22 protein-coding genes are annotated in these 26,386 nt (G+C 68.1%); 15 read left to right on the top strand and 7 right to left on the bottom strand.

Going from position 1 to position 26,386, the window contains the following annotated elements:
* Nucleotides 1-3: 3 nt before the first annotated feature.
* Nucleotides 4-3,069, bottom strand: a complete 3,066-nt coding sequence (locus ACOGI4_RS04575) for a UPF0182 family protein (protein ID WP_419842749.1) — start codon at nucleotides 3,067-3,069, stop codon at nucleotides 4-6.
* A 99-nt stretch (nucleotides 3,070-3,168) separates the two neighbouring features.
* On the opposite strand from ACOGI4_RS04575, the gene purN reads away from it, so the two are divergent.
* From purN to ACOGI4_RS04560, 3 genes are all read left to right on the top strand, one after another.
* On the top strand, nucleotides 3,169-3,774 hold the full coding sequence (gene purN / locus ACOGI4_RS04570; RefSeq protein WP_419842748.1) for a phosphoribosylglycinamide formyltransferase: 606 nt from the start codon (nucleotides 3,169-3,171) through the stop codon (nucleotides 3,772-3,774).
* 71 nt (nucleotides 3,775-3,845) lie between these two features.
* Nucleotides 3,846-5,426 (top strand): bifunctional phosphoribosylaminoimidazolecarboxamide formyltransferase/IMP cyclohydrolase, encoded by a 1,581-nt coding sequence (gene purH, locus ACOGI4_RS04565; RefSeq protein ID WP_419843088.1) that lies wholly within the window; start codon nucleotides 3,846-3,848, stop codon nucleotides 5,424-5,426.
* 57 nt (nucleotides 5,427-5,483) lie between these two features.
* Complete coding sequence (locus ACOGI4_RS04560) at nucleotides 5,484-7,301, top strand: D-alanyl-D-alanine carboxypeptidase (protein ID WP_419842747.1); 1,818 nt, start codon at nucleotides 5,484-5,486, stop codon at nucleotides 7,299-7,301.
* A 13-nt stretch (nucleotides 7,302-7,314) separates the two neighbouring features.
* On the opposite strand, the gene ACOGI4_RS04555 is transcribed toward ACOGI4_RS04560, so the two are convergent.
* From ACOGI4_RS04555 to ACOGI4_RS04545, 3 genes are all read right to left on the bottom strand, one after another.
* Entirely contained in the window at nucleotides 7,315-8,319 is a 1,005-nt protein-coding gene (locus ACOGI4_RS04555) for a malate dehydrogenase (RefSeq protein ID WP_419842746.1), read from the bottom strand.
* 150 nt (nucleotides 8,320-8,469) lie between these two features.
* On the bottom strand, nucleotides 8,470-9,315 hold the full coding sequence (locus ACOGI4_RS04550) for a bifunctional 5,10-methylenetetrahydrofolate dehydrogenase/5,10-methenyltetrahydrofolate cyclohydrolase (protein ID WP_419842745.1): 846 nt from the start codon (nucleotides 9,313-9,315) through the stop codon (nucleotides 8,470-8,472).
* The gene (locus tag ACOGI4_RS04545) at nucleotides 9,312-10,568 is read right to left on the bottom strand and encodes a geranylgeranyl reductase family protein (protein WP_419842744.1); all 1,257 of its coding nucleotides are present in this window, start codon (nucleotides 10,566-10,568) and stop codon (nucleotides 9,312-9,314) included. The genes ACOGI4_RS04550 and ACOGI4_RS04545 overlap by 4 nt, the downstream gene beginning before the upstream one ends.
* Before the next feature lie 77 nt (nucleotides 10,569-10,645).
* Between ACOGI4_RS04545 and ACOGI4_RS04540 the strand changes: the two genes are divergently transcribed.
* Complete coding sequence (locus tag ACOGI4_RS04540) at nucleotides 10,646-12,313, top strand: aromatic ring-hydroxylating oxygenase subunit alpha (protein ID WP_419842743.1); 1,668 nt, start codon at nucleotides 10,646-10,648, stop codon at nucleotides 12,311-12,313.
* Here the strand turns inward: ACOGI4_RS04540 and ACOGI4_RS04535 are convergent.
* Nucleotides 12,205-12,759: a VOC family protein gene (locus ACOGI4_RS04535; protein WP_419843087.1), complete on the bottom strand. Its 555-nt coding sequence runs from the start codon at nucleotides 12,757-12,759 to the stop codon at nucleotides 12,205-12,207. The genes ACOGI4_RS04540 and ACOGI4_RS04535 overlap by 109 nt on opposite strands.
* A 46-nt stretch (nucleotides 12,760-12,805) precedes the next feature.
* Here ACOGI4_RS04535 and ACOGI4_RS04530 point away from each other — a divergent pair, with 46 nt between their 5' ends.
* The 6 genes from ACOGI4_RS04530 (at nucleotide 12,806) to ACOGI4_RS04505 (ending at nucleotide 17,970) form a co-directional block, all read left to right on the top strand.
* Complete coding sequence (locus ACOGI4_RS04530; protein WP_419842742.1) at nucleotides 12,806-13,633, top strand: glucose 1-dehydrogenase; 828 nt, start codon at nucleotides 12,806-12,808, stop codon at nucleotides 13,631-13,633.
* 37 nt (nucleotides 13,634-13,670) lie between these two features.
* A complete protein-coding gene (locus tag ACOGI4_RS04525) occupies nucleotides 13,671-14,018 on the top strand; it encodes a putative quinol monooxygenase (protein ID WP_419842741.1) in 348 nt (115 codons plus the stop codon).
* An 18-nt stretch (nucleotides 14,019-14,036) separates the two neighbouring features.
* Nucleotides 14,037-14,888, top strand: a complete 852-nt coding sequence (locus ACOGI4_RS04520) for an SDR family NAD(P)-dependent oxidoreductase (protein WP_419842740.1) — start codon at nucleotides 14,037-14,039, stop codon at nucleotides 14,886-14,888.
* A 152-nt stretch (nucleotides 14,889-15,040) separates the two neighbouring features.
* Nucleotides 15,041-16,477 carry an aromatic ring-hydroxylating oxygenase subunit alpha gene (locus ACOGI4_RS04515; protein ID WP_419842739.1) on the top strand — a complete coding sequence of 479 codons (1,437 nt, stop codon included), beginning with the start codon at nucleotides 15,041-15,043 and terminating at the stop codon, nucleotides 16,475-16,477.
* A 1-nt stretch (nucleotide 16,478) separates the two neighbouring features.
* A complete protein-coding gene (locus ACOGI4_RS04510) occupies nucleotides 16,479-16,715 on the top strand; it encodes a hypothetical protein (protein WP_419842738.1) in 237 nt (78 codons plus the stop codon).
* Between the two features lie 34 nt (nucleotides 16,716-16,749).
* A complete protein-coding gene (locus tag ACOGI4_RS04505) occupies nucleotides 16,750-17,970 on the top strand; it encodes an aromatic ring-hydroxylating oxygenase subunit alpha (protein WP_419842737.1) in 1,221 nt (406 codons plus the stop codon).
* Nucleotides 17,971-18,056: 86 nt separating this feature from the next.
* Here ACOGI4_RS04505 and ACOGI4_RS04500 read toward each other — a convergent pair whose 3' ends face one another.
* Complete coding sequence (locus ACOGI4_RS04500; protein WP_419842736.1) at nucleotides 18,057-19,142, bottom strand: LLM class flavin-dependent oxidoreductase; 1,086 nt, start codon at nucleotides 19,140-19,142, stop codon at nucleotides 18,057-18,059.
* Between the two features lie 12 nt (nucleotides 19,143-19,154).
* Nucleotides 19,155-19,685 carry a pyridoxamine 5'-phosphate oxidase family protein gene (locus tag ACOGI4_RS04495; RefSeq protein WP_419842735.1) on the bottom strand — a complete coding sequence of 177 codons (531 nt, stop codon included), beginning with the start codon at nucleotides 19,683-19,685 and terminating at the stop codon, nucleotides 19,155-19,157.
* Nucleotides 19,686-19,746: 61 nt separating this feature from the next.
* Here ACOGI4_RS04495 and ACOGI4_RS04490 point away from each other — a divergent pair, with 61 nt between their 5' ends.
* The 5 genes from ACOGI4_RS04490 to ACOGI4_RS04470 all read left to right on the top strand — a co-directional run bounded on the left by ACOGI4_RS04490 (nucleotide 19,747) and on the right by ACOGI4_RS04470 (nucleotide 26,352).
* Nucleotides 19,747-20,418: a nitroreductase family protein gene (locus ACOGI4_RS04490; protein ID WP_419842734.1), complete on the top strand. Its 672-nt coding sequence runs from the start codon at nucleotides 19,747-19,749 to the stop codon at nucleotides 20,416-20,418.
* A 114-nt stretch (nucleotides 20,419-20,532) separates the two neighbouring features.
* Nucleotides 20,533-22,143 (top strand): hypothetical protein, encoded by a 1,611-nt coding sequence (locus tag ACOGI4_RS04485; RefSeq protein ID WP_419842733.1) that lies wholly within the window; start codon nucleotides 20,533-20,535, stop codon nucleotides 22,141-22,143.
* Between the two features lie 167 nt (nucleotides 22,144-22,310).
* Nucleotides 22,311-24,731 (top strand): ABC transporter permease, encoded by a 2,421-nt coding sequence (locus tag ACOGI4_RS04480; protein WP_419842732.1) that lies wholly within the window; start codon nucleotides 22,311-22,313, stop codon nucleotides 24,729-24,731.
* The gene (locus ACOGI4_RS04475) at nucleotides 24,728-25,522 is read left to right on the top strand and encodes an ABC transporter ATP-binding protein (protein WP_419842731.1); all 795 of its coding nucleotides are present in this window, start codon (nucleotides 24,728-24,730) and stop codon (nucleotides 25,520-25,522) included. The genes ACOGI4_RS04480 and ACOGI4_RS04475 overlap by 4 nt, the downstream gene beginning before the upstream one ends.
* Nucleotides 25,519-26,352, top strand: a complete 834-nt coding sequence (locus ACOGI4_RS04470; RefSeq protein ID WP_419842730.1) for an ABC transporter ATP-binding protein — start codon at nucleotides 25,519-25,521, stop codon at nucleotides 26,350-26,352. Before ACOGI4_RS04475 ends, ACOGI4_RS04470 begins: the two co-directional genes overlap by 4 nt.
* Nucleotides 26,353-26,386: the final 34 nt, after the last annotated feature.

Raw genomic sequence — 26,386 nt, 5'->3', positions numbered from 1 at the left:
GGCTCAGCCGGTGGCGGCCTGCTCGAGGATGCGAGCGGCTCTGGCGATCAGACGCTCCGCCTCCTCGACGGCCTGCTGGTAGGCAGCCAAATCCTTGTTGCTCAAGGCGGCATCGGCCCGGCCGAACGCGGCGACGGCCTGTTCGAGCAGGTCGCTGGCCGAGCCGGTCTCCGGCGTGGGTGCCGGTTCGTCGCCTGGCCCGTCGTCCGGCTCGTCTTGCGGAGCGCCAGTACTCGGCGTGGCGCCGGCGTCAGTGTCGGCGGTGTCAGGCGCCGCGCCGCTCGGACGTATCGTGCCGTTGCCGAGGTCGATGTCTGCCGCGCCGATGGCCTTCTCCAGCGCCCCCTCGAACGTCTCAGAGATCACCACCTGCGACCCGATGCCGGCGATCACCAGCTGCAGCTCAGGCACCGCAGTGGCCCCCGTCGCCGCAATGAACAGCGGCCGCACGTACAGCAGCGAGTTCTCCACGGGGATGAGCAGCAGGTTGCCGGGCCGCACCACCGAGCCGTTCTGGTTCAGCAGCGTGAGACGTTCGGAGATCTCCTCCTCGGTCTGAATGTTCGAATTGAACAGCGCCGGGCCGTCGATCGGCTGGTCGGACCGGATCTCGAAGACCTCGATCTGCCCGTAGCGGTCCGGATCATTGTGGACCACCATGAAGCCCTCGAGGTTCTTGCGCGAATCGTCCTCGGAGAAGGGCACGAACGGTCGGAAGCTCACGAACGACGGCGAGTCGTCGCCAGGCAGTCGGAACAGCAGGTACTGCGGCGCAATGCGGGCCTCGGCGGTGGAGATCACCTGACCAGTGGTTTCGTCACGCACCACATCGACAGTCGTCTGGCCGATGGAGTCGCCCGGGTCCTGCGCCACCGCCCAGGCACCCGCGGCGTCGTAGAACTCCGACGGGTCGCTCAGGCGGTACCGGCCCCAAGCTTCGGTCTGCACCCGGAACAGGTCTTCGGGATAGCGGAAGTGCTCCCGCAGCTCATCCGGGGGCGGGCTAGAGGCGAACAGCGCCGGGAACTGCTTGGCATACGACTGCACGATCGGATCGTCGTCGTCCACGACGTAGAAGGTGACCGTGCCGTCGTGCGCGTCCACCACGGCCTTCACCGAGTTGCGGACGTAGTTGTGCGGCTGGCGCAGATCGCTGTCCACTGTTGCAGCGCGGGAACTGGTCCGCTGCGCGTACGGGAACTGCGTGGTGGTCGTGTAGGCGTCGAGCACCCACTTGACCTTGCCGTCGATCACCACCGGGTACGGATCGTTGTCGTACGACAGGAACGGGGCCAGCAGCTCGACCCGCTTGGTGATGTCGCGGTTGAACAGAATCCGGCTCTCGCCTTGGATCTCTCCCGATACCAGCAGGTTTGGCTCGGCGAAGCGCACCGCGAACGCCAAACGCCGGAACAACCCTCCGATGCCCACGCCGTCAGCGCCGTCGTAGCGGGTCGTCTCGGTGCGGTCGTCGTCGTCTTGGAAATCCACCTCGTCGCGCCTGGCGCCGACGATGGCGTAACCGCCCAAGTCCTCGCCGACGTACAGCCCCGGCTCCTCGAGCTCAAGTTCCTCCGCGCCCGGCGCCGCCACCCCCGGAATGTCCCCCAGCACGTAGGCGGGTCGGCCATTGGCGTCGACCCCGTTCGCCGGCGCCGCGGCTACGCCATAGCCGTGGGTGTACGCGACATGCTCGGTCTCCCACGTGTCGGTCGGCAACTCGGTTGGGCGCAGCTCGCGGGCGGCCAGCACGATCTGGGTGACCTTGCCGTCGATCTCGTAGCGATCCACGTCGATGTCGCGGAAGTCGTAGAAGCTCTTGATCCCTTGGGTCTGCTGGAACGTGTCCTGCATGATTGCTGGGTCCAGCAGCCGCACGTTGCGCACCGTGTCGAAGTTGTTCTCGATGTCCGCGGCGGTCAGCTCCGGCTCGTAGTTGAACTCACGCGGCGACACGTCGTCGAGGCCGAGCGCGATCCGGGTCATCTCGATGTTGCGCTCGATGTAGGGCGCTTCCCGGGTGGACTCCGCTGGCTCCACCTGAAAGCGCTGGACGATGGCGGGGTACGCCGCTCCGGCCAGCCCGGCGATCACCATCCACAGCGCCACTGCGATCACCGGGTAGGTGAAGCCGCGCCGCCAGATGTTCACGATCAGCAGCAGGAAGCTGAACAAGCTGATGACGATGAGCAGCCGCAGCACCGGCAGCTGGGCGTTCACGTCGGTGAAGGTGGCGCCGTCCACGAAGCCGCGCGTGGACAGCGTCAGCTCGAACTGGTCGTAGTAGTAGCCGACGGCCTTGATGAGCGCCAGCAGCCCCAACAGCAAGGACAGGTGAGCCTTCACGTACGGCAGCACGCGGGGGCCCGTACGTGGCTGCGCCCGAATCGCGCCGTTCAGGTAGTGCCAGATCGCGGTGAAGATGAACGTGACCAGCACGGCGGCGAAAGCCCAGCCAACCAAGAAGTTGATGAAGGGCAGGCGGAAGACGTAGAAGCCGACATCGCGGCCGAACTGCGGGTCAGCGAGACCGAAGTCGGTGGCGTTGATGAAGAACAGCCACGACTCCCACTGGCCCGAGACGCCCGACCCGACCATGAAGGCCAAGATCAACGCCACGCCGAGACGGATGAGCGCGCGGCTGCGGCGGGACAGCTGGCGCCAACGCGAAGCGACGTCCTCAAGCGGCTCCGCGGAAGCCGCTCGTGCGGCCAGACGCTCGGCAATGAACAGGTTCACCCACGCCAGGACGAAGAAAATCGCGGTGAACAGCAAGCCGAGGCCGATCTTGGCCCACAGCACCTTCCACCAGACCGAGGCGTAGCCCAGACTGTCGAACCAGAGAAAATCGGTCCAGAAGCCGGCGAGCCCGCGGAACGACAGCAGCAGGACGATGCCGGCCGCAATGACGATGCCGACGATGAGGCGGAATCGGGTCAGCCCGCGCGGACGACGCGGCGTGCGGCGGGCGCCGCCGGCATTCTGCGGTCCGCCCGAGGGCGGTCCAGTCGGGGGGCGACCGCCTGGCCGGCCAGACGACGGAGGCGGCATGTCCTCGGGCGGGCGCATACGGCGGCAAGGCTACCGTGGAGCGGGAGCACCTCGGGCCATGGGTTGCTCAGACAGCACGCCGCGGCACCGACGCACCAGCCGCGTAGCTTCGGAGCGGTGCGCTTGGCGGTGCTGGTCTCCGGAACCGGCTCGATCCTCGAAGCAATGCTGGATGCGGGGCTGCCGGTGCAGGTAGTCGGCGCGGACCGACCGTGTCGGGGCCTGCGCATTGCCGAAGCTGCGGGGCTCGACACGGTGCTGCTGGCGAGAAGCCAGTGGACGGGCGCCCCAGATGCCGACGGGCGGACGTCCAATCAGGGGTTCGAGCGAGAGGGTTACAGCCGCGAGCTTGCGGCGGCGCTGCACGGGCGCGGCGCGGACGTGGTGGCGATGGCCGGATTCGGCACGGTGCTGGACAGCTCGTTCTTCGCTTGGGACGGCGGCCGATACCGGGAACGGGTGCTGAACACCCACCCGTCGCTGTTGCCCGCGTTCCCTGGCTGGCACGCCGTGCGCGATGCACTCGCCGCCGGCGCGGACGAGTCCGGCTGCACGGTACACCTCGCCATTCCGGAGGTGGACGCCGGGCCGATTCTGGCCCAGCGAGCGGTGCCGGTGCGCCACGGCGACGACGTGACGACGCTGCACGAGCGCATCAAGGCCGCGGAACGCGAGCTCTACCCGGCGACGATCGCTGCATTTGTGAACGACCTGAATTTCTGAACGATCCGAACGACTTGGGAGCTGTTCGAGCACAATGCAGCCGATGAACGGTGCCACATGAGGGCGTGGATATGCGAGCGTTGATCTCCGTGTGGGACAAGACCGGAGTAGTGGACTTGGCCGAGCGGCTGTCCGGCCTCGGCTGGGAGATCGTGTCCAGCGGGGGCACAGCCGCGGCACTGGCCGATGCGGGAGTGCCGGTGCTGGCGGTGGAACACGTCACCGGCAGTCCGGAGATGCTGGACGGCCGAGTGAAGACGCTGCACCCCCGCATCCACGGCGGCATCCTGGCGGACCGCTCCAAGCCCGGCCACGCTGCAGCGCTGACCGAGCACGGCATCACGGCCATCGATCTGGTGGTGTGCAACCTGTACCCGTTCCGGTCCGATCCGAGTGTCGAGCTGATCGACATCGGCGGCCCGGCGATGGTGCGCGCCGCGGCGAAGAACCACGGCGACAGCGACGGCGGTGTCGGCGTGGTGGTGGACCCGTCCGACTACACGCTGGTGCTCGACGAGCTGACCTCGAACGGCGCGTTGAGCTGTGCGACGCGACGAACGCTGGCACGGACCGCGTTCGCCCATACCGCTGCATACGACGCCGCTATCGTGCAGTGGCTGGACGAACCGCAGGACGCGCCGCAGACCGACACCAGTGCGATCAGCTCCAGCGCAAACAGCGCTGGTTCGCCGACGCCCCTGCCGCCGACGGTTCATCTGGCGCTCGAGCGCGTCGATGCGTGCCGCTACGGGGAGAACCCTCACCAGCAGGGCGCCCGCTATCGGCCCGTGGGGGCGCCGGTCTGGTGGGATCACGCCTACCAGCACAGCGGGCTGGCGCTCAGCTACCTCAACTTCTTCGATGCCGACGCCGCGTGGCGGATCGCACACGACCTCGGCGATGCCGAAGGCGCAGCGGCGGTGGTGATCGTGAAGCACGCCAACCCCTGCGGTGCTGCCGCCGGGGGCGACTTGGCCGACGTGTACCAGCGGGCCTACGACTGCGACACCCGCTCGGCATTCGGCGGGATCGTTGCCTTCAACAGGATCGTCGATCTGGAAACGGTCGAGTGCATCGAAGCTGCCGCGCAGGCCGACGTGATCCTGGCGCCGGGTTACGAGGACGGCGTGGCGGAGCGCATCGCGGCGCGGCGGCGAAACACTCGGGTGCTGGAAGCGCCGCGGCCTGATGCAGCCGGTCTCTCGCTGCGGCAGATGAACGGCGGCTGGCTGGTGCAGTCGCCGCACACGTTCGCTTCGCCCCCCGAGGGTTGGCGTGTGGTGACCCGCCGGACGCCGACCGAGAGCGAGCTGGCCGACGCTCGCTTCGCATGGCGGGTCTGCGGGCACGTCACGTCCAATGCGATCGTGCTGGCGCGCGACCGCACGGCGTGGGGCATCGGCGCCGGTCAGCAGAACCGTGTCGAATCGGGCCGGCTCGCGATGGCGAAGGCTGACGGCAGGGCTGCGGGCGGCGCGTGTGCGAGCGACGCGTTCTACCCGTTCCCTGACGGCGTCGAGGCCGCTGCCGAAGCGGGGGTCGCGGTGGTGGTGCAGCCCGGCGGCGCCCAGCGAGACGACGACGTGATCGACCGTGCCGACGAGCTGGGCCTGGCCATGCTGTTCACCGGCGAGCGGCAGTTCAGGCACTAGCGCCCCGTGGAGCCGGCAGCCCGAGTGCACACGAGACGACCGCGCGGGAGGCTGGTGGTGACACGACGGCTGGGCGCGGCGGCGGCCGCGGTGCTGGCCTTCGCGGGTCTGGCGGCATCGTGGGTGCCGAGCGCCGGCGCGCAGGCGTCGGCCTCGGCCACCTTGCCACCGCCCGAAGTGCTGGGCGACTGCACCGACGCATTGCCGGTGATCGTCGCCTCGGACGCGGACGCACAGTCCGACATCTACTCGGCGGTCACGCTGGCAGGCGTGCTCGACGACGACAGCTGCATCGTGCTGGCCGGGGGCCGCGACGAACCGTTCCCGAAGGACCAGCTCAGCAGGCTCGCTGCGGCGGCGGCCGGCGGCTACGTGGTCGGCGGCACGGCAGCCGTGCCGGAGGCCAAGCTGGCGGGCCGCGAGGTGACCCGCGTCTTCGGCGCAGACCGCTGGGAAACGGCGACCGCAGTGGGCGCGGTGGCGACGGCGCTCGCAACCGGCACCGAGCCCGCGAAGCCCGACGCCGGCAGCGGCGGCGAAGAGTCCAAGGACCCGGCGCCCAAGGACCCTGTGCCCGAGTGGCAGCGGCGGCTGGCCGACGAGTTCTCCGCAGCCCTGCGGTCCCGCTCGGCGCCCGAGGACATGTGCATGTCGCTGCATCGCAACGGCACGCCCGTCTTCGAGCATGAACCGGACACGCGGCTGCTGCCGGCATCGCTCGTCAAGCTCGCCACCGCCACAGCGGCGCTGAGCGAGCTGGGCGCCGACACCACGTTCACCACGCGAGTGGTGGCCGATGCCGACGCGCTCGCTGCAGTCAGCAACGGCGTGCTGCGCGGCGACCTCTACCTGATCGGCGCCGGCGACCCGGTGCTGGCCACTCCCGGCTACATGAAGCGCCTCTCCGATGCACGCCCCTACACCGACGTGACCGAGCTGGCCGACAGCGTCATGGCCGCACTGCGCGCTCGCGGCATCACGGTCATCGACGGCGCAATCGTCGGGGACGGGTCCTGGTTTGGCGACGGCGAGCAGGACTACGCCTCGCAGCGCCCGCGCGGCGCGACGCGGGACACACCGGCAGTGTGGAAGCAGTCCTACCTGTCAGAGAATCTGGTGGGCATCTTGTCGGGCTTGATCATCAACGACGGCTACTCGGCCTACAGCAGCGACCGGCGGCGCCACACCCGCAGCAGCGATGCCGCCCAGGCAGCCGCTTCGGACTTCGACGACCTGCTCGAAGCTCGCGGCATGGTCATCCGGCGCCGGCCACGTTCGGGCAGCGCTCCGGCGACAGACGAGTCGACGGCGATGGGCAGCATCACCTCGCCGACCGTGTCGAAGATGCTCGTGCGAATCCTGCGCTTCTCGGAGAACACCACCGCGGAGATGCTGCTGAAGCAGATCGGGCGGCGCCACGGCGATGCTTCGCGGGCAGCGTCGGCCGCTGCCGTGACCGCCGCGATCAGCGAGCTGCTGGGGCCGACGGCCGATGACGTCACGATCGTGGACGGCTCGGGGCTGTCGGTCCACAATCGAATGAGCTGCGCAGCCGCCGTGCGGCTGCTGGCCGCGGCGGGCAGCGGCTCTCGCTTCGTCACCTCGATGTCGATCGCTGGTCAAACCCTGACACTGCGGACCTGCGGGCCGCGGCCCACGCGCGGGCGCAGTGCCGCCAACACCGTGTACGCCAAGAGCGGTCAACTGAACGACAGCACGGCGCTGGCCGGCGTCAGCACGGCGACCAACGGCGACGTGCTGACCTTCGCCATGATCGCCAATGCTCCGCAGATCATCCGCCTCGGCAGCTGCAACACGCTGCGTCAGCGCACGCTGGACGCCGTCGGCAGGTTCGATTACGGGCCGTCCGGCTGACGCGCCGGCGCGCTCAGCCCAGCAGTCCCATGGCGGCAACCGTGTCGCGCTCCTCGACCAGCTCCGCCCACGAGGCCTCGATGCGGGAGCGGCTGAACTGGTCGAGTTCCAAGCCGGTCACGACGTGGTACTGGCCGTGGGAGACCGTGACCGGGTACGAGGTGACGATGCCGTCGGGCGCGCCGTAGTCGCCCGTGGACGGTATGCCCATCGAGACCCAGTCGCCCCCCGGCGTGTCGCAAGCCCAGTCCCGCAGGTGATCCACCGCCGCCGAGGCAGCCGACGCGGCCGAGGAGGCGCCTCGTGCCTCGATGATGGCGGCGCCGCGCCGCTGCACCGTCGGGATGAAGTCGTCTTCCAGCCACGCTTGGTCGTCCACCAACGCGGCCGCGTGGTGGCCGCCCACCTCGGCACGGAAGATGTCCGGATACTGCGTCGCGGAGTGGTTCCCCCAGATCGTCATGCGGGTGATGTCGTTCACCGACACGCCGGCTTTGCGAGCCAGCTGCGCAATGGCCCGATTGTGGTCGAGGCGCGTCATGGCCGTGAATTGCCCGTCAGCGATGTTGGGCGCGTTGCGCATGGCGATCAAGCAGTTGGTGTTGGCCGGGTTGCCGACCACCAGCACCCGCACCGAGGGCTTGGCACCGCGGCTGATCGCCTGGCCTTGAGCGGTGAAGATGCCGCCGTTGATCTCGAGCAGGTCGCTGCGCTCCATGCCCGCCTTGCGCGGCATCGAGCCCACGAGCAGCGCATAGTCGGCGCCTTCGAAGGCTTCGTCGGGGTCTGAGGTTCCCAAGCGCGAAGCCAACAGCGGGAAGGCACAGTCGTCGAGCTCCATCATCACGCCGTCCAGTGCGCTCAGCGCCGGCGGAATCTCCAGCAAGCGCAGCTCGACCGGCTGGTCCGGGCCGAGCATGTCGCCCGAGGCGATGCGGAACAGCAGGCTGTAGCCGATCTGGCCTGCGGCGCCGGTGACCGCCACACGGACTGGCGGCTCGTGGGTTGAATCGTTCACAGCGTCCTCCCTGTTGCTTTGGCGTCTCTCGGACTCAAGGTTCAGTTTTCTCGTTGGGTCAAGGACTCTTTGGCTCAAGACTTGTCGGTCAAGGCTTCGGGCTGCTCGTGGGTTCGGTGTCGTGTGCGTGCAGGCAGCCGTGCAACCGTCTCAGTCGACGCCGGCGGCGGCGTCGACGGTGTTGGCCAGCAGCATGGCGCGCGTCATTGGGCCGACCCCGCCGAGTCGGGGTGTCACCCAGCCGGCCACGTCGCCCACCGATGGGTCCACGTCGGACAGAATTCTGCGGCCGTCACGCGTGATGCCTGCACCGACGACTGCTGCGCCCGGCTTGACCATGTCCGCGGTGATGAGGCCCGGCATGCCGGCTGCCGCGATGAGGATGTCGGCCTGGCGGGTGTAGGTGGCAAGATCGCCGACGCCGGTATGCACGACGGTGACCGCTGCATTGGCGCCCGGCCGCTTCAGCGCCATCAGCAGCGCCATCGGCCTGCCGATGGTGAGTCCTCGGCCCACCACCACCACGTGACGTCCCTCGGTCGGCACCCCGTAGTGCTCCAGCATCGCCTGGATGCCGCGGGGCGTGCATGGCAGCGGGCCGTCGGCGCCCATCACGAGCCTGCCGAGGTTCACCGGGTGCAGCCCGTCCGCGTCCTTCGCGGGAGCGACAGCCACCAGCGCCGCTGCCTCGTCGAGCCGGCGCGGCAGCGGCAGCTGCACGATGTAGGCGTGAACGGCCGGATCGTGGTTGAAGCGCTCGATGACCGTTTCGAGTTCGGCTTGGGTGGTGCCCGCCGGCAGCGCCTGGTGGACCGAGGCAATGCCCACCTCGGCGCAGTCGCGGATCTTGGCCCCCACATAGCTGTGCGACGCAGGGTCGTCGCCTACCAGGATCGTGCCCAGCCCGGGTGTCAGCCCGTCTCGGACGATCCGGTCGCGCAGTTCGTCCTTGATCCGCTCGGCCAGCGCGCTCCCGTCCAGCTGCACTGCGGTCACGGGCGGTCACCGTAGCGGGCACGGCCCAGACGGGCTGTGCGCCGCTCGTGCAGGCGTCTCAACGCGGGCGACGCAGCGGCCAGCACACGGTCGGCAACGGCGAGCACGCGGCCCGCGGCGCCGGGTGTGCGGTTGTCGATGAGATTGCCCATCACCTGCAGCGTGAGGCGCGCAATGGCATCGGTGCCGACTGCCACGCGCAGGCCGGCTCGCAGGATGCGCGGGTGGCCGATGAGGTAGGAGAACCTGCGGCCGGTGCGCAGGAAGGCATCGAATCGCTCGCCCACGATGCGGTCGTAGGCGGCCGCAGCCGTGGACGGGTCTGCCGCGAACAGGTCCGCAGTCAAGATGCCGGACTCGAGGCCGTAGTCGATGCCCTCGCCGTTCATCGGATTGATCAGCCCTGCAGCATCGCCGATGGCCACCCAGCCCGGACCGTGCCGCTTCGTGACGCTCATCGGCAGACGCCAAGCGCGAGGGCGCTCCAAGTAGGGGCCGAGTTGCCAAGGATCCGCCACCAGATCCCGATAGCTGTCGCAGAGCCGGTTCAAGTTGAGCTTGGCGAAGCCCTTCATGGTGCTGAGCGCGCCCACGCCGATGTTGACGGTGCCGTCGCCGGCGGGGAACAGCCAGCCGTAACCGGGAACAGCCGTGCCCTCGGCATCGCTCAAGGTGAGACAGGCCTCCAGGTACTCCTCGCTGTGGCGGGGCGTTTCGGCGTAGGCGCGGATGGCCAGGCCGAACGGCTCGTCGGGGTCGCGCAGCGCGCCGAGCATGCGTGCTGCTCGGCCTTGGGCACCGGCTGCGAGGACGATGAGATCGGCCGTCCAGCGCTCGCCTGCTGCGGTGACCCCGACCGCTGCGCCGCCTTCGAGGATCGGCAACGCCTCGGTGCAATAGCGCAGCTCTGCCCCCGCAGCAGCTGCCCCGTCGCACAGCGCGCTGTCGAGCCGGCGTCGCGGCCACACCGCCCCGTAGGGTCCGAATTGCCCGTTCGCCGGCCAGTCCAGTTGGCGTGTGCGCTTCCCGGCGACCATCCGCAGCCCTGCGATGCGGTGAGCGTCGCCGAGCGAGACGCCCAGCTCGTCGAGCGCGGCGATCGCACGCGGGGTCAAGCCGTCGCCGCACACTTTGTCGCGGCCCGGCGGCGCCTTCTCGAACACCGTCACTGCGATGCCGGCGCGGGCAGCCCGCAGGGCAGCCGCTGCACCCGCAGGTCCGGCCCCGATCACGATCATGTCCCGATGCGGCACCCGAGCAGCCTGCCGATTCAGGCACCGTTTGGCTCACCAGCCGTTCGCTACTCTGCGTCCATGACCGAGACCGTGACATGACCGAGACGCTCACGGGCAGCGACCGCTCCGCAGGCATCAGCTATGAGCAGCTCTTCGACGAGGACACTCATCCTGTGTCCGATGCGTTGCGACGAGAGGGCGAGCGGCAACCGGGCAACACGCGGGTGCCTGCTCGGCTGTACTACGCGCAAGACGTACACGACCTCGAAGTCGAGCGGCTGTGGAGCCGCGTGTGGCAGCTCGCCTGCGGTGAGGAGGAGATTCCTGAGGTCGGCGACTACCACGTCTACGACATCGCGCACCTGTCGTTCCTGATCGTGCGCGTAGCGCCCGACGAGATCAAGGCGTACCGCAATGCCTGCCTGCACCGCGGCCGCAAGCTGCGGGAGACCGGCGGGCGGGGCGCGGCCAGCCTGCGCTGCGCATTCCACGGCTGGTGCTGGAACCTGAGCGGCACGCTGCGTGAGATTCCGTGCCAGTGGGACTTCCCCGACGTGAACCCGGCCGACTACGGATTGCCCGAAGCCCAGGTCGACACCTGGCACGGCTTCGTGTTCGTCAACCCGGACCGCGACGCTCCGCCGCTGGCCGAGTTCTTGGGCGACCTCGCCGAGCACTTCGAGTTCGTGCCCTTCGAGCGCCGATACAAGGCCGTCCACGTCAGCAAGCTCATGCCGATGAACTGGAAGACCTGCCAAGAGGCGTTCATGGAGAGCTACCACGTGGTGGCGACGCACCCGACGCTCATGGAGACGCTCGGCGACGCCAACAGCCGATACGACGCGTTCGGCAACTACAGCCGGGCGATGTCGGCCCACGGGGTTGCGAGCCCGCACCTCAGCGGCATGCCGACCTACGAGCGACTCGAAGACGGCAGGCAGTTCGCGCGGTGGCGACATCCGATGAGCGGGCACGTCTACGAGCGCATCGGCGATGCCCAGGTGGCGGTCACGGATCTCGACGGCAACCTCAGCACCTTCGACGACGATGGCAACCATCTCGACGGCCCGCAGACCCAAGCAGACCCGCATCTGTGCAAGTGGGTAGGCGGCCCCCTGCTGCCGGGCATGGAGGAGGTGCCGCTGATGCTGCCGGATGCACCCCCGGGGGTGACCAATCTGCGTGGATGGATTGCGGACCAGAAGCGGGAGCAGGTGCGCGCCGAGATGGGCGACACGCTCGACGTAGACGCCATCAGCGACGCGGAGATGATCGACGCCATCTTCTATTCGGTGTTCCCGAACTGGTCGCCGTGGGGTTGCTTCAATCCGATCATGTACAGGTTCAGGCCGAACGGCGACAACCCCCAAGAGTGCATCTTCGAGGTCATGCTCTTCCCGCTGGCGCCACCCGACGACGCCGACCGGCCTCCGCCGGCAAAGGTCCACCACCTCGGGCTCGACGACGACTGGACGCTGGCGCCCCAGCTCGGCCCGCTCGCCAAGATCTTCCAGCAGGACTCGCTGAACCTGCCGTTGGTGCAAGCGGGTCTACGAGCCCAAGAGCAGCAGGAGGTGATCTTCGCCTCGTACCAGGAGACCAAGATCCGGCACTTCTACCGACGCTACTTCGAGTGGATGGGCCCGGGGCTCGATCAGTCGCGTTCGCTGCCGAGCCGTCCGCCTGACCACCACGACGCGAAGCGAGACTCGATCGCCGACCAGACCAGCTCGATCACCGGACCGCTCGGGGGCACCACGTAGGTGAATGCCCCGTAGCCGTCATCTGGCGGCGCCGCTGCCGCCGCGACCTGCCAGCCGGCCCGCAGACAACGCTCGGTTTCGGTTCGCACGTCGTCGACCCACACGCCCACGTGATGGACACCCGGATCCTCAGCGCCGTCCCAGATCGTGCCCGACTCGCCCTGCAGCAATTCGAGATGCTGCGGCCCGTCGCACGAGTAGGTGAAGACCAGTTCGACGGCGTGCAGCCCTCGCTGGGGAGTCCACACCTGCTGCGCCGGGTTGCGCTGCACCGAAGCCCAGCTCACGCCCAGCGTGTCGCCCATCTGCGCCATCGCAGCGTCCACGTCGGCCACTCGCATGCCGGTGTGGAAGAGCCGCTGGTAGTCGATCATCGCACGCACCTCCCTGCTGCGGCCATACTCGCGCAGGCAGTGCTCGCGCGAGCGACGCTCACGCCAGCCCATGCTCACGCAACCCCACGCTCACGCCAGCACAGAAAGGACTTCCCGCATGGGACGACTCGACGGCAAGGTGGCGGTGATCACCGGCGGCGCCAGCGGCCTCGGCGAAGGCACGGTGCGGCGCTTCGTGGAAGAAGGCGCCCGCGTCGTGGTGGCAGACATCCAAGAGGCAGCCGCACGCGAGCTGGTCTCCTCGCTGGGAGACGCAACGAGATTTCAACGCACCGATGTCACCCAAGAAGCCGACGTCGAAGCGGCGGTGGGGGCCGCAGTCAGGGAATTCGGGCGGTTGGACTGCATGTTCAACAACGCCGGCATCGTGGGTGCGGTCGGCTCGATCACTCAGACCTCGGCCGAGGCGTGGGATGAGTCGCTGTCCATCTTGCTGCGGGGCGTGTTCTTGGGGTGCAAGCATGCGGCTCGGGTGATGATCGACCAAGGCTCGGGCGCCATCATCTCCACCTCGTCGGTCGCCGGCGTCGTGGGGGGTCTCGGCCCCCACGCCTACACCGCAGCCAAGCACGGCGTCATCGGGCTCACCAAGTCCGTCGCCAACGAGCTTGCACAGCACGGTGTGCGAGCCAACGCCATCGCCCCTGGCAGCATCGTCACCGCCATGACCGCTTCGGTCATCAGCGGAGATCACACCGACACCGACACCGCGCAGCAGCACATCTCCGGAGGCTCGCCGCTGGGCTTCGGCGGCATGCCGATCGACATCGCCAACGCTGCGCTGTACCTCGCGAGCGACGAGGCTCGCTACCTCAGCGGGCACTGCTTGGTGGTCGACGCGGGGTTCACCGCAGCCGGTGCGGTGCCCAATCGCTTTCACCGCGGCGACGGCTCGGTCATCGGCGAGGCTGGACGGCGCGGGTGAAGCGGGCGCCATCGGGAACGACCAGCCAGGAGCACGAATGATCATCATCGCCGGAGAGATCGACTTCGACACCGCCGCCAATCGCGACCGCGCCGTCGCGCTCAGCGGGCCGCTGCAGCACGCGACACGCCGCGAGGAGGCCGGCTGTTGGGCCTACTGCTTCTCGGCCGACCCGTGCATCGACACCCGCATGCTGGTCTATGAGCTGTGGGCCGACGAGGCGTCGCTGGCCGACCACTTCGAGCACCAGAACTACTTCAACATGCGAGCCGCGTTGGGCGACTGCGGCATCGTCGCGGCCAACAACAAGAAGTACCGTTGCGATCTGTCCGAGCCGGTCTACGACGACACCCGCACACCCAGGGCGGACTTCTTCACCGCGTGAGCTCGCCATGAGCGCAGCATGAGCGGCGAACCCGCAGCGGCACGCGGCGGCACCGACGCGGGGGCGCAGGCAGCGGGCATTGCGCGGCGATTCCGCATGGACGGCCGTGTCGCGGTCGTCACCGGCGCGGGCCAAGGCATCGGACGCTCGATTGCCGTCGCGCTGGCGGAGCACGGCTGCGACGTGGTCGTCAATGCGCGCCGGATCGGTGACCTCGAGGCCACCGCCGCCGCGATCGGGGCGCACGGTCGGCGGGCGCACATCGTGCAAGGCGACATTCGCGACTTCTCCGCGACGCTGGCCGATCGCTCCGTCGCGGCATTCGACAAGATCGACGTGTGGGTCAACAACGTGGGCGGCTCCGACGAGAAGACGGTGCGCGCGCTGGCGGACACCCCCGACGACGTGTTCCGCTCGCAGCTGGAGCTGAATCTGACCACCGCCTTTCAGGGCTGCAAAGCGGCAGCCGCCGCGATGGGGAGAGCCGGCGGCGCGATAGTCAACATCTCGTCGGGCGCGGGCACTCGGGGCTCGCCGATGACCGGCCCCTACGCCGCCGCCAAGGCAGCGATGAACAACCTCACCCAGACGCTGGCGCTCGAGCTGGCACCGCGCATCCGCGTGAACGCAGTCGCGCCCGGACCGATCGCCACAGAGGCATTCCACCAGGTGCTCGGGGTGTCGGATCGACTGGACGAGCTGACCGCGAGCATCCCGCTCGGCCGCATGGGCGAGCCTGAGGACGTCGCGGCAGCAGTGGTGTACCTCGCATCGGACGCGGCCGCGTGGGTCACCGGCCAGCTGCTGGCGGTGAGCGGCGGACGCACACAGCGCACCACGGCGTACCGGCCGGCGCCGCCCGCAACCTGAACGCGCTGCAGACCGTCGGCTCACGATGGGCAACATCACAGCGCGATTGCGGCAAGACTGGGCTGCACCGACCACCTGAGACCCGCCTGACACAGACCACCTGAGACCCGCCTGACACCGACCACGCCAGCCAACCGAGGAGCCACACTGACATGTCCGTCGCACCCAGCCGGCCAAGCGCCTGGGGCGAGGCGAGATCGCCTGGCCTCAGCTACCAGCAGCTGCTCGACGCCGACACGCACGACGTGCCCGACGTCCTGCGCCTCGATCATCCTCGCTATCTCGGCAGCGAGGACATCGATGCCAGCCGCTACACCAGCCGAGCCTGGCACGAGGCCGAAGTGGAGCACGTCTGGCAGAAAGTCTGGCAGTACGCCTGCCGCACCGACGAGATCCCCGAAGTAGGGGACTACTACATCTACGAGATCGTGCGCGACTCCTACATCGTCATGCGCACAGAGGACGGCATCAGGGCGTACGTCAACGCCTGCCTGCACCGAGGGCGACGGCTCAAGGACTTCAACGGCCGCTGCAGCGAGATCCGGTGCGCCTTCCACGGATTTGCGTGGACGCTGAACGGCGACCTGCAGGACATCCCCGGCGAGTGGGACTTTCCCCATGTGGACCGCGACAGCTTCACACTGCCCGAAGCCCACGTCGGCGTCTGGGCGGGGTTCGTTTTCATCAACCCAGACCCCGACAACACCGAGTCGCTGGAGGAATTCCTCGGCGACATCGTCGAGCAGTTCGAGGTCTGGGACTTGGAGCGGCGCTACAAGCAGGCTCACGTGGCCAAGGTGATCCACGCGAACTGGAAGATCGCGCAAGAGGCGTTCTGCGAGGCGTACCACGTGAACGCCACGCACCCGCAGATCATGCCCTACCTCGGCGACACCAACTCTCAAGTGGACATCTGGGACAACTTCGCCCGGGTGATCACGCCGGGCGGGACGCCGAGCCCGCTGCTGGACACCGAGCCGACAGCCGAGCAGATGATGCGGTCCATGCTCGACGTGCGCCACGACCAAGAGCTGCCGATTCCGCTCGACGAGACCGCCACGATGCGCTCGGTGGCGGCGGAGGCCAGCCGCGCCCGCTGGCGGCCCATCGCCGGCGCGGACTGGGTCGATGCCATGTCGGACGCAGAGATGATGGACAGCATCGACTACACGGTGTTCCCCAACTTCCACCCGTGGGGAGCCTTCAACCGCATCGTGTACCGCTTCAGGCCCAACGGCGACGACCATCGCTCCTCGATCATGGAGTGCATCTTCTTGGCGCCCTACCAAGGCGACAAGCCGCCGCCGTGTGACGTCCATTGGCTGGAAGAGTTCGAGACGTTCACCGATGCGCCCGAGCTGGGCATGCTCGGCAAGGTTTTCAATCAGGACCTGTTCAACATGGCCAAGCTGCAGATCGGGCTCGAGACCACCCGCAAGCCCGGCATCACGCTGGGCAACTACCAGGAGAGCAAAGTGCGATGGCTGCACCACCGGCTGGGCGAGTGGGTCGAACGCGGCCGCGAGCAGGCAGTACACATCGCGGCAGGCACTGCCGGTGCAGCCGCCGCAGCACGAGGGGGCCGCTGAGATGCCCGCCGGCCTCTACCACCCCTTCAGCGGTGCGCTGTACGAACGTCAGCATGAGGGCGAAGCCGGCGACGTCGTGGTGACCGACGGCGAGCTCCAAGGGGTCTTCAGCAGCGAAGGCCAGTGGATCAGCGGTTCTCTGCGTGAGTGCGATCCGCAGATGTGCAACTGGATCGCCGGCCCGCAGGTCGCCAATCATCGGGTGAGCGAAGCGGCCGAATCTGCGCAGGATCGCTGAGCGCGCCACGAACATGGATCGCTAGGAGCATCAGATGAGCAGCGCAACGTTGGTCGAACTCACCCGTCGCACCCTGCAGCACGCCCGCGCAGGCACCGTGCCGCTGGCCGCCGACATCGGACGGGTGCCGGCGGCGAACTACTACGACCCGGATCGGTGGCAGCTGGAGATGGACCGCGTCTTCAAGCGCACCCCCTTAGTGCTGGGTTTCGCCTGCGAACTCGCCGAGCCCCGCAGCTTCAAGGCGATGGAGGTTGCAGGCGTCCCGGTCCTGCTGTCACGCGGCGCCGACGGGCAGATGCGCTCGTTCGTGAACATGTGCAGCCACCGCGGCTCCATCGTCGTACCGGAGGGCACGGGCACCGCCCGCAGATTCACCTGCCCCTACCACGCGTGGAGCTACGACAACGAGGGCCGGCTGGTCGGGATCCTGGACCGCGACGAGTTCGGCAGCCTGGAGGTGGACTGCCACGGCCTCACGCCGCTGCCGGTGGCCGAGCGCGCCGGCATCGTCTTCGGCGCCTTGACGCCCGACGCGCCCTTCGACATCGACACCTACCTCTGCGGCTACGACGCCATGCTGGAGCATCACGAGTTCGCGAGCTGCGTCTACGTCGGCAGCCAGACGGTGGACGGCCCCAACTGGAAGGTGGCCTACGACGGCTATCTGGACTTCTACCACCTGCCGATCCTGCACCGCGACACGTTCGGGCCCGACTACTCCAACAAGGCCATCTACGACGCATGGGGGCCCCACCAACGGGTGACCTCGCCCGACCACCGGATCTTGGTGCTCGACGGTCTCGACGCCGACGACTGGCCCGCCGACGTGCTGACCGCCGGGGTGTGGACGATCTTCCCCCACACCTCCGTCGCCGGGTTCAAGGTGGGTGCCGAAGGCGTTCCCGGCGGCGGCCGGATGTACATGGTCTCCACGCTCTTCCCGGGCGACTCTCCGGACACCTCGCGCACGATCCAGCACTTCTTGGCAGCCTTCGAGCCTTCTGAGCAGCTCACGGAACTGATCGAAGCCCAGCAGGCGTTCTTGCTGCGCGTGGTGCGTGACGAGGACTACTACACCGGCAACCGCATCCAGCGCGCGGTGAAGACCGGCGCCAAGACGGAGTTCTTGTTCGGCCGCAACGAAGCCGGCGGCCAACGGTTCCACGGCTGGGTGGACCGCCTCGTGGCCGCCGAGACCTCCGAGGACTTCGCCAACCTGTTCGTCGGCGCGGAAGTGGCGTTTCAGCGCTAGCCGGTGCCGGTTCGTCCGGCTTGCTCAAGTTGCCGGCCCAGTTGGCCAGTACAGTCAGCCGGCCCGGCTAGCCGGCACAGCGCGGATCAGAGTTCTCGCAGCACCGACATCAGCTCCGGGAACTCGGCCCCGCGAGCCATGATCTCCTCCATCCCGCCGACCACGCCGGTGAGGTTGGCGAGCACCGCGTGTTCGAGGCCGGCTTGGGCGTAGCCCTCGAGCTGCGATCCGATCTCGGTTGCATTGCCCACGAAGAGCACCTGCTGCACCATCTCGAAGGGAATGGTGGGCGCGAGGTCGCGCAGGTCGTCCGCATCGAGGTCGTGGATGATGACGTCGATGAAGCCTTTGGAGTCGTTGCCCAGCGGATGGACCAGTCCGTTGGCCTCCCACATCGACCCCATTGCGAAGAGTCCGAAGAGCTTGCCCAGCGGCTCGGCCTCGAACATCTCTGCTGCGCGCTCGGCGCTGTGCGCGAACAGGCAGAACGGCAGCATGGCCGCCTCCGGGGTCGGTCGCCCGGCCGCTTCGGCGTGTTCGCGGATGACCTGCAGCTTCTGGCCGTACTCCGCAGGCGACATCCACCACGCCGGTATCCAGCCGTCGGCGTAGCGGCCGGTCAGCCCGAGCATGCGCGGACCGTGCCCGGCAACCCACACCGCCGGCTTGCCCCGACCAGGCGCCTCCAGCGGCAGCCCGATCCGGCCCGGGCCATCGGGCATCACCCCATGGTCGAGCAGGCTGCGCAGCTCGATCAGGCATTCCTCCAGCAGGGCCACCGGCCGCTCGAAGGGGTAGCCGAACGGTGTCAGGCTCTCTGCCTCTCCCGAGCCGATGCCCAAGATGAAGCCGCCGGGGATCAGGTCGTTCAGCGACAGGGCTGTGCGCGCGAGGTCGATCGCCCGCCGGCGCGTCGAGTCCGTGACCGAGATGCCGTAGGGCTTGTCGGTCATGGCGCCGATCTTGACGCCGTAGACGAACGGGTCGTAGAATGCATCGGGATCCGACGCCAGCGCCGACAGCGGTATCTCGCTCCACAGACCCGGATGGAACACGCCCAAGAGGTGGTCGGGCGCCCAGTAGGAGTCGGCACCCATCTGCTCGTAGAGCGGCAGCATCTGCTCGGTGCTGGCAAACGGATACTGAGCAGGAAGCGTGATGCCGACCTTCATGCTGGCCGCTCCTCAGCTGCTGCGAGCCGACAGCCAGCGGGCTGTGGCCTTGGACATCTTGGACCCGTCGTAGCCGATGCGCTGCGTCGGCGCCACTTCGAGGATCACCCGGCGAGGCGAGTCCAGGAACGACACGAACGCGGCCTGGCCCGCTTCGTCGTCCGGTCGAAGCGCCGCGGCCAGCGCTGGGTAGAACCACGCCTTGGTCTCGTCATCGTCGCGCACCGTGCAGGTGCCCTTCCAGGTGATCGCCTTGTTGCGCGGCATGGGCGAGCCGGTGCTGGTGACCACGATGCACACCCTCGGGTCTCGTCGCACCGCGCTGATGCGTGCTCGCTGGCTCGACGCCGTCAGCCAGAAGCGTCCGTCCCGCCAGACGTAGGACATGATGACTCCGACCGGCCAGCCCTCGCGGTTGGCCCAGATGAACGTGCATTCGTTGTGCGCCAGGAGCAGCTGCTCTTCCACCTCGGCGTCGAGGTCGTACGCGGTGACGTCCTCGTAGTTCTCCTCGGGGTGGACCTCCGACGACTGCTCGGCCATGACGTGACTCCGTTCGACTGCTGCGACAACCTATACTGCTCCCCCCGCTACCTTGCCGCACATGGACGTTTACGAAGCCATCTACACGACCCGGGCCATGCGCCGACTGTCGCCGGAGCCCTTTGACACTGCGCTGCTGCCGAAGCTGTTCGACGCGGCCGTGCGAGGCCCCAGCGGCGGCAACGAGCAGCGGTTCCGTTTCATGACCGTCGCCGAGCCCAGCACGAAAGCAGAGATCCAGCGCATCTACCGAGAATGCCTCGACGAGCTGAACGCGACGCGCTACGCACACGTCCAGCAGCAGGTGGCCTCCGGCGACCGAAGCGACCCCGCCGTGGCGCAGGCGGTCCGCATCGACAGCTCTGCGCAGTGGTTCGCGGACAACCTGCACCACGCGCCCGTGCTGGTCTTCGTGTTCGGCACGCCTGGCGGCGAGACCACGACGTTCCCGTGCCTGTGGAACCTGTGCCTGGCTGCGCGTGCCGAAGGCCTGGGCACTGCGGTGACGACGCTGCTCAAGCTGCGCCAGGAACGGGTCGAGCAACTGCTTGGCGTGCCCACGCAGGAACGCTGGGAGATGCACGGCATGGTCCCGCTCGGCACCCCGCTCGGCCGCTGGGGCGTGGCGCAGCGCAAGCCGGCGCACCTGTCGGTGTTCAGCGAGCGATGGGGCGAGCCGGTGGACTGGACCGTCGACGAACCGCTGTGGCCGTCCGCTAGCCAAGATCGCTGATAGCCAGGATCGCTGAACGGCGACCGGCGAGCGGCGCGGGCCGCTGCTTCGCCGGGACACTCAACCGCGGCTCATCGTCTAGTGTCGCGTCACGAAATCCGGGAGGAGACACACATGAGAACGTCAACGACGGCGAAGCTGCTTGCGCTGCTGTTCGCCTTCACGCTCATCGCTGCGGCTTGCGGCAGTGACGACGGGGACTCCGACAGCTCTGCCACGACTCCAGATGCCTCCGAAGGCACCAGCGGCGACGACGGCAGCGACGGCGACGGCGGCGCCATGGGCGACAGCGACTCAGACGGCGGCAGCGACGTGGCCGTGGGTTCCCAAGAGCCCGACGACGACGGCAACGGCATGTCGGACGGCGATGGCGACCCGGCCATGTCCGACGGCGACATGCCGGACATGCTCGCTGACAACACTGTGTTCGGCAACGGCGCCGAGGAATGGGAGCGTGCGGTCCGCCACGGGGAAGCCAGCCCGCTCGCAGCGACCGGCGAACCGATCACGATGTTCATGGTGAATCTGGAAGGCTCGCCGGGCGGGTCGTTCCCGGAGGTGCGCGAGGGACTCCAGATCGGCATCGCGTACATCAACTCCACGCTCGGCGGCGTCGGGGCCGACCTCGAGAACGGGGTGCCCGGCCGGCCGCTGGCGCTGGAAGCCTGCCCGCACGCGATCGACCCAGCGGAGGCGCAAGCCTGCGCCACCGAGTCGGTTGCGGCTGATCCCGACATCATCGTCAAGGGCATCGACTTCTTCAGTCCGATTTTCTGGCCCGTGTGGGCAGGTCAGTACCCGGTCATGGACACGCTGCCGATCTTTGTGGCGGACTTCGTCGCCGACGGATCGCTGGCCATGAGCGGCGCATGCGTGTCGGCGTTCCCCGGGGCAGCCCAAGCCATGGTCGAAGCCGGCCACGATCGCATCGCCGTCATCTACTCCGACAACGCACCGGGCCAAGAATGCTGGGCGGACACCCAGGAGCGCTTCTACAAGTACTACGAGCAGACCCAAGGCGTCGAGTACCGCGGCTTCCCAGAGGCGCCGGGGGACCCCTCCGACAACGACGCCATCGTGCAGGAAGTGCTGAACTTCCTGGAGGGCAGCAACGGCGCGGTGCATTTCGGCATCGCCGCGGCCGACTGCGCCGAGTACAACGACTCCCTCGACGCCGCCGGCAACCCCCACCAAGTGTGGCCGTCAGGCAGCTGTGTGGACGATGCCGTCACCGGCGCCGCTTCGGCGACCGGCAAGCACTTCGGCTTCGAAGGGCCTCCCGCTCCCGACAACGCGTCGCTGCTGGCGCAGTTCCACCCGTTCTGGCAGTGGGAGGTCAACCACCGCGAAGCCGTCCTGGTCGCGGGCGATCCGGAGTCGCCGTTGTCCACCTTCATGCGGCTGGGATTCAACACCGCAGTGATGGCGTATCAGGTTGTCGGCGACTTCATGGCAGCCGGCGGCGACCCCAGCGATCACCAAGCGCTCAAGGCGTTCATGGGCGCGCTGGACAACCAGCACCGCGTTGCGGGAACCCCGCTGGACTGCGCCAACAAGGTGCCCGAGTGGGGTGCCATCTGTGCATTCCACTTCACGAGCTTCACTTGGAACGGCGAGGAGTTCGTGGCCAACGAGTTCCTCGGTCACGATCCCGCCGACCCCAAGACGTGGATCAACGTCCGCGACCTGCTCGCCACGGTTGCCACCGAGGTGCCACGCGGCTGACGGTGTCAACCAGCACAGTGCGCACTGCCCGACCCACTGCCCGCGCCGCCGTGCGCGATCGCGGACAAGTGGTCGGGCGGTGCGCATCTGGGCAGGCCGGGCGCGCACCGGAGGGGACGGGCTGATCTTGGGGGGAATCTCTTGCGTGACGACGTGAGCGCACCACGATGAGCGACCTGCTGGTCGCCATCCTGATCGGCATCGGAGCGGGCGGTCTCTACGCCATGCTCGGCTCGGGGATCGTGGCTGCCTTCAAGGGCTCCGGCGTGATCAACTTCGCTCACGGCGCCGTGGCGATGTACGCGGCGTACACGTGGTCCGAGCTGCGCCAGAGCGGGGACATCTACCTGCCGTGGTTCGATCCGCTGCCCACCCACTGGCTGAACCTGCCCGTGCGGATCAACGTCCGCGACACCGGGTTCGAAGAAGCAGGCGTGTTCTGGGACCAAGCAGTTCCCATCTTCCTGGGCATGGTCATGGCGGGCCTGCTCGGCGTGATGCTGCACTACTTGGTGTTCCGACCGCTGCGCAACTCGCCGGCGCTGGCCAAAGTCATCGGCTCGGTCGGGGCGATGCTGTGGTTCCAGTCCATTGCGCAGCTGCACTTCGGCAGCGCGCTGCGCACCCAGCAAGGGTTCCTGCCGACCGGCTCCATCGACAACTTCCTCGGGCTGGGCGCCAGCATCGGCGTGGACCGTGTGTGGGTGCTCGGCGCAGCGCTGATCATGGGCGGCGGCGTGGCGCTGATCTACCGTCACACGCACTTCGGCCTGGCGACCCGGGCTGCGGACGAGAACGAGAAGGGCGCCACGCTGCTCGGGTACTCACCGCAGCGCTTGGCTCTGCTGAACTGGCTGCTCGCGTCGCTCATGGCCGGCGCCGCCGGTCTGCTGTATGTCGGCATCGCCACGCTCACGCCGTCCAACTATTCGCTGTTCGTCATCCCCGCGCTGGTAGCGGCGCTGCTGGGCAACCTGAAGTCGGTGTGGCTGGCCACCTTGGGCGGCATCGGCTTGGGCATGGTCCAGTCGGGTTTCGTGAACATCGCCAATCGGGACTGGTGGCCCGAACTGCTGCGCGCTGAAGCCGTGCGGCAGATCATCCCGCTGGCGGTTGTGGTGCTGTACCTGTATCTGCGAGGCGACAAGGTGCCCGAACGCGGCACCGTCGGCGTCAAGGGCCAGCCCCGCGCACCCAAGACACGCAACCCGCTGGTCACTGCGGCGTTCCCGCTGATGCTGGCGCTGCTCGGCGTCTGGCTGTTCAGCGGGCCGTGGGAGGTGGCGTTCACCACGTCGCTGGTGGCCATACCGGTGATGCTGTCGCTGGTGGTGCTGACCGGCTACCTCGGCCAGATCAGCTTGGCGCAGACGGCTCTGGGCGGCGTGGCCGCCTACATGACGGTGCGCTTGGTGTCCGACGGCACCAAGGAAACGGAGTTCCAGTTCGTGACCGTCGACGGGCCCGGTCTGCCGCACGAGATCGGCATGGTGCTCGGCGTGCTCATCGCCGTGGCGGCGGGCCTGCTCATCGCGCTGCCCGCCTTGCGCATTCGCGGCGTGCAGCTGGCAGTGGTCACCATCACCGCCGTGGTCGCGATCCGGGAATTCGTGCTGAAGAACGAGTTCTTGTCGGGCGAGGGCGCGAAGTCGAACAATCCGGTACCCCGGCCGAGCATGTTCGGTGCCGATGTCGGCGTGCAGGATCCAGCGACGTTCAGTCCCGACCGCTGGCAGTTCGCCGTGTTCGCTGTCGTGTTGGTCCTGCTGTGCGCTGTTGCCGTGACGAACCTGCGTCGAGGCGGCACCGGCAGGCGGTTTTTGGCCATTCGCTCCAACGAGCGTGCCGCTGCGGCTGCCGGCATCGACGTGGCCCGCAACAAGCTGCTGGGATTCGGCATCGCGGCCGCGCTGGCCGGCGTCGGCGGTGTGCTGACCGCTTACAAACTGTCGTCGATCTCCTTTGAGAACTACAACGTCTTCGTCGGCATCGCGGTGGTGGCCTTCGCCTACCTAGGCGGCATCTCGATGGCGTCGGGCGCCGTGTACGGCTCGCTGATCGCCGCCGGGGGCATTCTGGCCTACACCCTCAGCCATCACTTCCCGGATGTCACCAAGGACTACATCACCGCCGTCGGCGCCCTCGGGCTGATCCTCAACGCGATCATCACGAACGGCGAGGGCATTGCGATGCTGAACCTGCAGGTCAACCAAGTCCTGCGCAACTTCATACGCTACGCCCACTGGGCCCACTGGCGTCGCCTGCTGGTTCGGCTCGCGCCCACGGTGGCGATCAGCCTCGTGTTGGGATGGCTGGTTTGGACACGCCAAGCGCACTTCAACGGCTGGATGCTGGTGCTGGCGGTGTGGATCGGCTTGAACGTGCGCGCGCTGGTGCAGGCCATCGTTCGGATCGCCACCGGCACCGGCGGGATGTTCTACGTGCCTGCGCCCGATTCGCCCGCTTGGGGTCCCGTGGCCGCCGAAGAGCGCGGCACCGGCAGCGCAGGCAGCACCGAGGTCAGTGTGGCCTCCGGCAACGATGATTCGGGAAATGCCGCGGACAGTGCAGGAGACGTGCAGCGGTGAGCTTGCTCGAGACCCGCGACCTCACCGTCACCTTCGGCGGGCTGCATGCCAACGATGCTGTGAGCATCAGCGTGGAGACCGGCGGCTTCGTGGGACTCATCGGGCCGAACGGCGCCGGCAAGACCACGTTCATCGACGCGATCACCGGTTTCGTCCCCACGTCGGCCGGCAGCGCGCTCCTCGACGGGGCGGATCTACTGACCATGAAACCGCACGAGCGTGCCCAGGCTGGGCTGTCTCGCACGTTCCAGTCGCTAGAGCTCTTCGACGATCTCAGCGTCGAGGACAACCTGTTGGTCGCGGCCGAACGGCCCCGCTGGCACAGCTTCTTGGGCGATCTCGTCCGGCCGTCGCGCACGACCGGCGTCGAACCGCAGGTGGACTGGGCGCTGGAGGTGCTCGGCTTGGGCGAACACCGCGCTGCCAGCCCTGGCGACCTGTCGCACGGGCAGCGCAAGCTGGTGGGCGTCGCCCGAGCGCTGACGTCCCAACCCAAGCTGGTACTGCTCGACGAGCCCGCCGCAGGACTCGACACTGCCGAAAGCCAGGTGCTGGGCAGCCAGCTGCGCTCCTTTCTCGACCACGACATCACGGTCTTTTTGATCGACCACGACATGGGGCTGGTACTGAACGTGTGCGACTTCATCTACGTGCTCGACTTCGGCAAGATCATCGCTGCCGGCACGCCCGAAGAGATCAGATCCCACCCTGATGTGGTGCGGGCGTACTTGGGCGAGTCGGCCAGCGCGCTGCAAGAGGCCGGCGCCAAAGACGCACGGCAAGCCCAGTGAGCAGCAGCACGCAGCAGCGGTCCCTGTGGAAGCGTCGCTCGCGGCGAGGAGCTGCGGCAGCGCTGAACGGCGATTCGACCGACGCCGATGCCGGTTCGGCGTCCGCGGATGCAGGCATTGCCATCTCGGGCCTGCACGCGGGCTACGGAGGCGTCGCGGTGGTGCGCGATCTGGACCTGTCGGTTCGTCCAGGCGAGGTGGTGGCGCTGCTGGGACCCAATGGCGCGGGCAAGACGACCACGCTGCTGACCGTCTCGGGCTTGATCAAGCCGCTCGCCGGACAGGTGCGGATCGACGGCATCGCCGTGGACACCAAGTACCCGCATCGAAACGCACGACTCGGCGTGGCTCACGTGGCCGAAGACCGTTCGCTCTTCTTCGATCTGACCACCGAGGAGAACCTGCGGCTGGGTCTGCGCGAGTCCGACAACGAGTCCGAAGACCTCGATCACGCCTTGGACATGCTGCCGGCGCTGCGCGGACTGCTGGATCGCCGGGCCGGACTGCTGTCCGGCGGGGAACAGCAGATGCTGGCCATGGCGCGGGCGCTGGCGGGACGCCCGCGACTGCTGCTGGTGGACGAGATGAGCCTCGGGCTGGCGCCGGTCATCGTCGAACGGCTGCTGCCGTTGGTGCGCGATGTAGCCGAGTCCACCGGGGCCGGTGTGCTGATCGTGGAGCAGCACATTCACATGGCGCTGGAGGTCGTGGACCGAGCGTATGTGATGAACCGCGGCAGCATCGTCATGGAAGGCACGGCTGACGAGCTGAAGCAGCATCAAGAACTGCTGGCGGCGAGCTATCTCGGCGGGGACGAGCTGGACGCGTGACGAACTCGGCGTGCAGGTCCGGCAGGTCGAGCCG

The sequence above is a fragment of the Candidatus Poriferisodalis sp. genome (genome assembly GCF_965205175.1).
Lineage (GTDB): Bacteria > Actinomycetota > Acidimicrobiia > Acidimicrobiales > Poriferisodalaceae > Poriferisodalis.
This window is presented reverse-complemented; position numbering and strand designations above follow the sequence as displayed.

Coding starts and splice junctions, on each gene's coding strand:
- ACOGI4_RS04575 (WP_419842749.1), bottom strand. CDS start 3,069: ATGCGCCCGCCCGAGGACATGCCGCCTCCGTCGTCTGGCCGGCCAGGC.
- purH (WP_419843088.1), top strand. CDS start 3,846: ATGCGAGCGTTGATCTCCGTGTGGGACAAGACCGGAGTAGTGGACTTG.
- ACOGI4_RS04540 (WP_419842743.1), top strand. CDS start 10,646: ATGACCGAGACGCTCACGGGCAGCGACCGCTCCGCAGGCATCAGCTAT.
- ACOGI4_RS04535 (WP_419843087.1), bottom strand. CDS start 12,759: ATGGGCTGGCGTGAGCGTCGCTCGCGCGAGCACTGCCTGCGCGAGTAT.
- ACOGI4_RS04530 (WP_419842742.1), top strand. CDS start 12,806: ATGGGACGACTCGACGGCAAGGTGGCGGTGATCACCGGCGGCGCCAGC.
- ACOGI4_RS04525 (WP_419842741.1), top strand. CDS start 13,671: ATGATCATCATCGCCGGAGAGATCGACTTCGACACCGCCGCCAATCGC.
- ACOGI4_RS04520 (WP_419842740.1), top strand. CDS start 14,037: ATGAGCGGCGAACCCGCAGCGGCACGCGGCGGCACCGACGCGGGGGCG.
- ACOGI4_RS04515 (WP_419842739.1), top strand. CDS start 15,041: ATGTCCGTCGCACCCAGCCGGCCAAGCGCCTGGGGCGAGGCGAGATCG.
- ACOGI4_RS04510 (WP_419842738.1), top strand. CDS start 16,479: ATGCCCGCCGGCCTCTACCACCCCTTCAGCGGTGCGCTGTACGAACGT.
- ACOGI4_RS04505 (WP_419842737.1), top strand. CDS start 16,750: ATGAGCAGCGCAACGTTGGTCGAACTCACCCGTCGCACCCTGCAGCAC.
- ACOGI4_RS04500 (WP_419842736.1), bottom strand. CDS start 19,142: ATGAAGGTCGGCATCACGCTTCCTGCTCAGTATCCGTTTGCCAGCACC.
- ACOGI4_RS04495 (WP_419842735.1), bottom strand. CDS start 19,685: ATGGCCGAGCAGTCGTCGGAGGTCCACCCCGAGGAGAACTACGAGGAC.
- ACOGI4_RS04490 (WP_419842734.1), top strand. CDS start 19,747: ATGGACGTTTACGAAGCCATCTACACGACCCGGGCCATGCGCCGACTG.
- ACOGI4_RS04485 (WP_419842733.1), top strand. CDS start 20,533: ATGAGAACGTCAACGACGGCGAAGCTGCTTGCGCTGCTGTTCGCCTTC.
- ACOGI4_RS04480 (WP_419842732.1), top strand. CDS start 22,311: ATGAGCGACCTGCTGGTCGCCATCCTGATCGGCATCGGAGCGGGCGGT.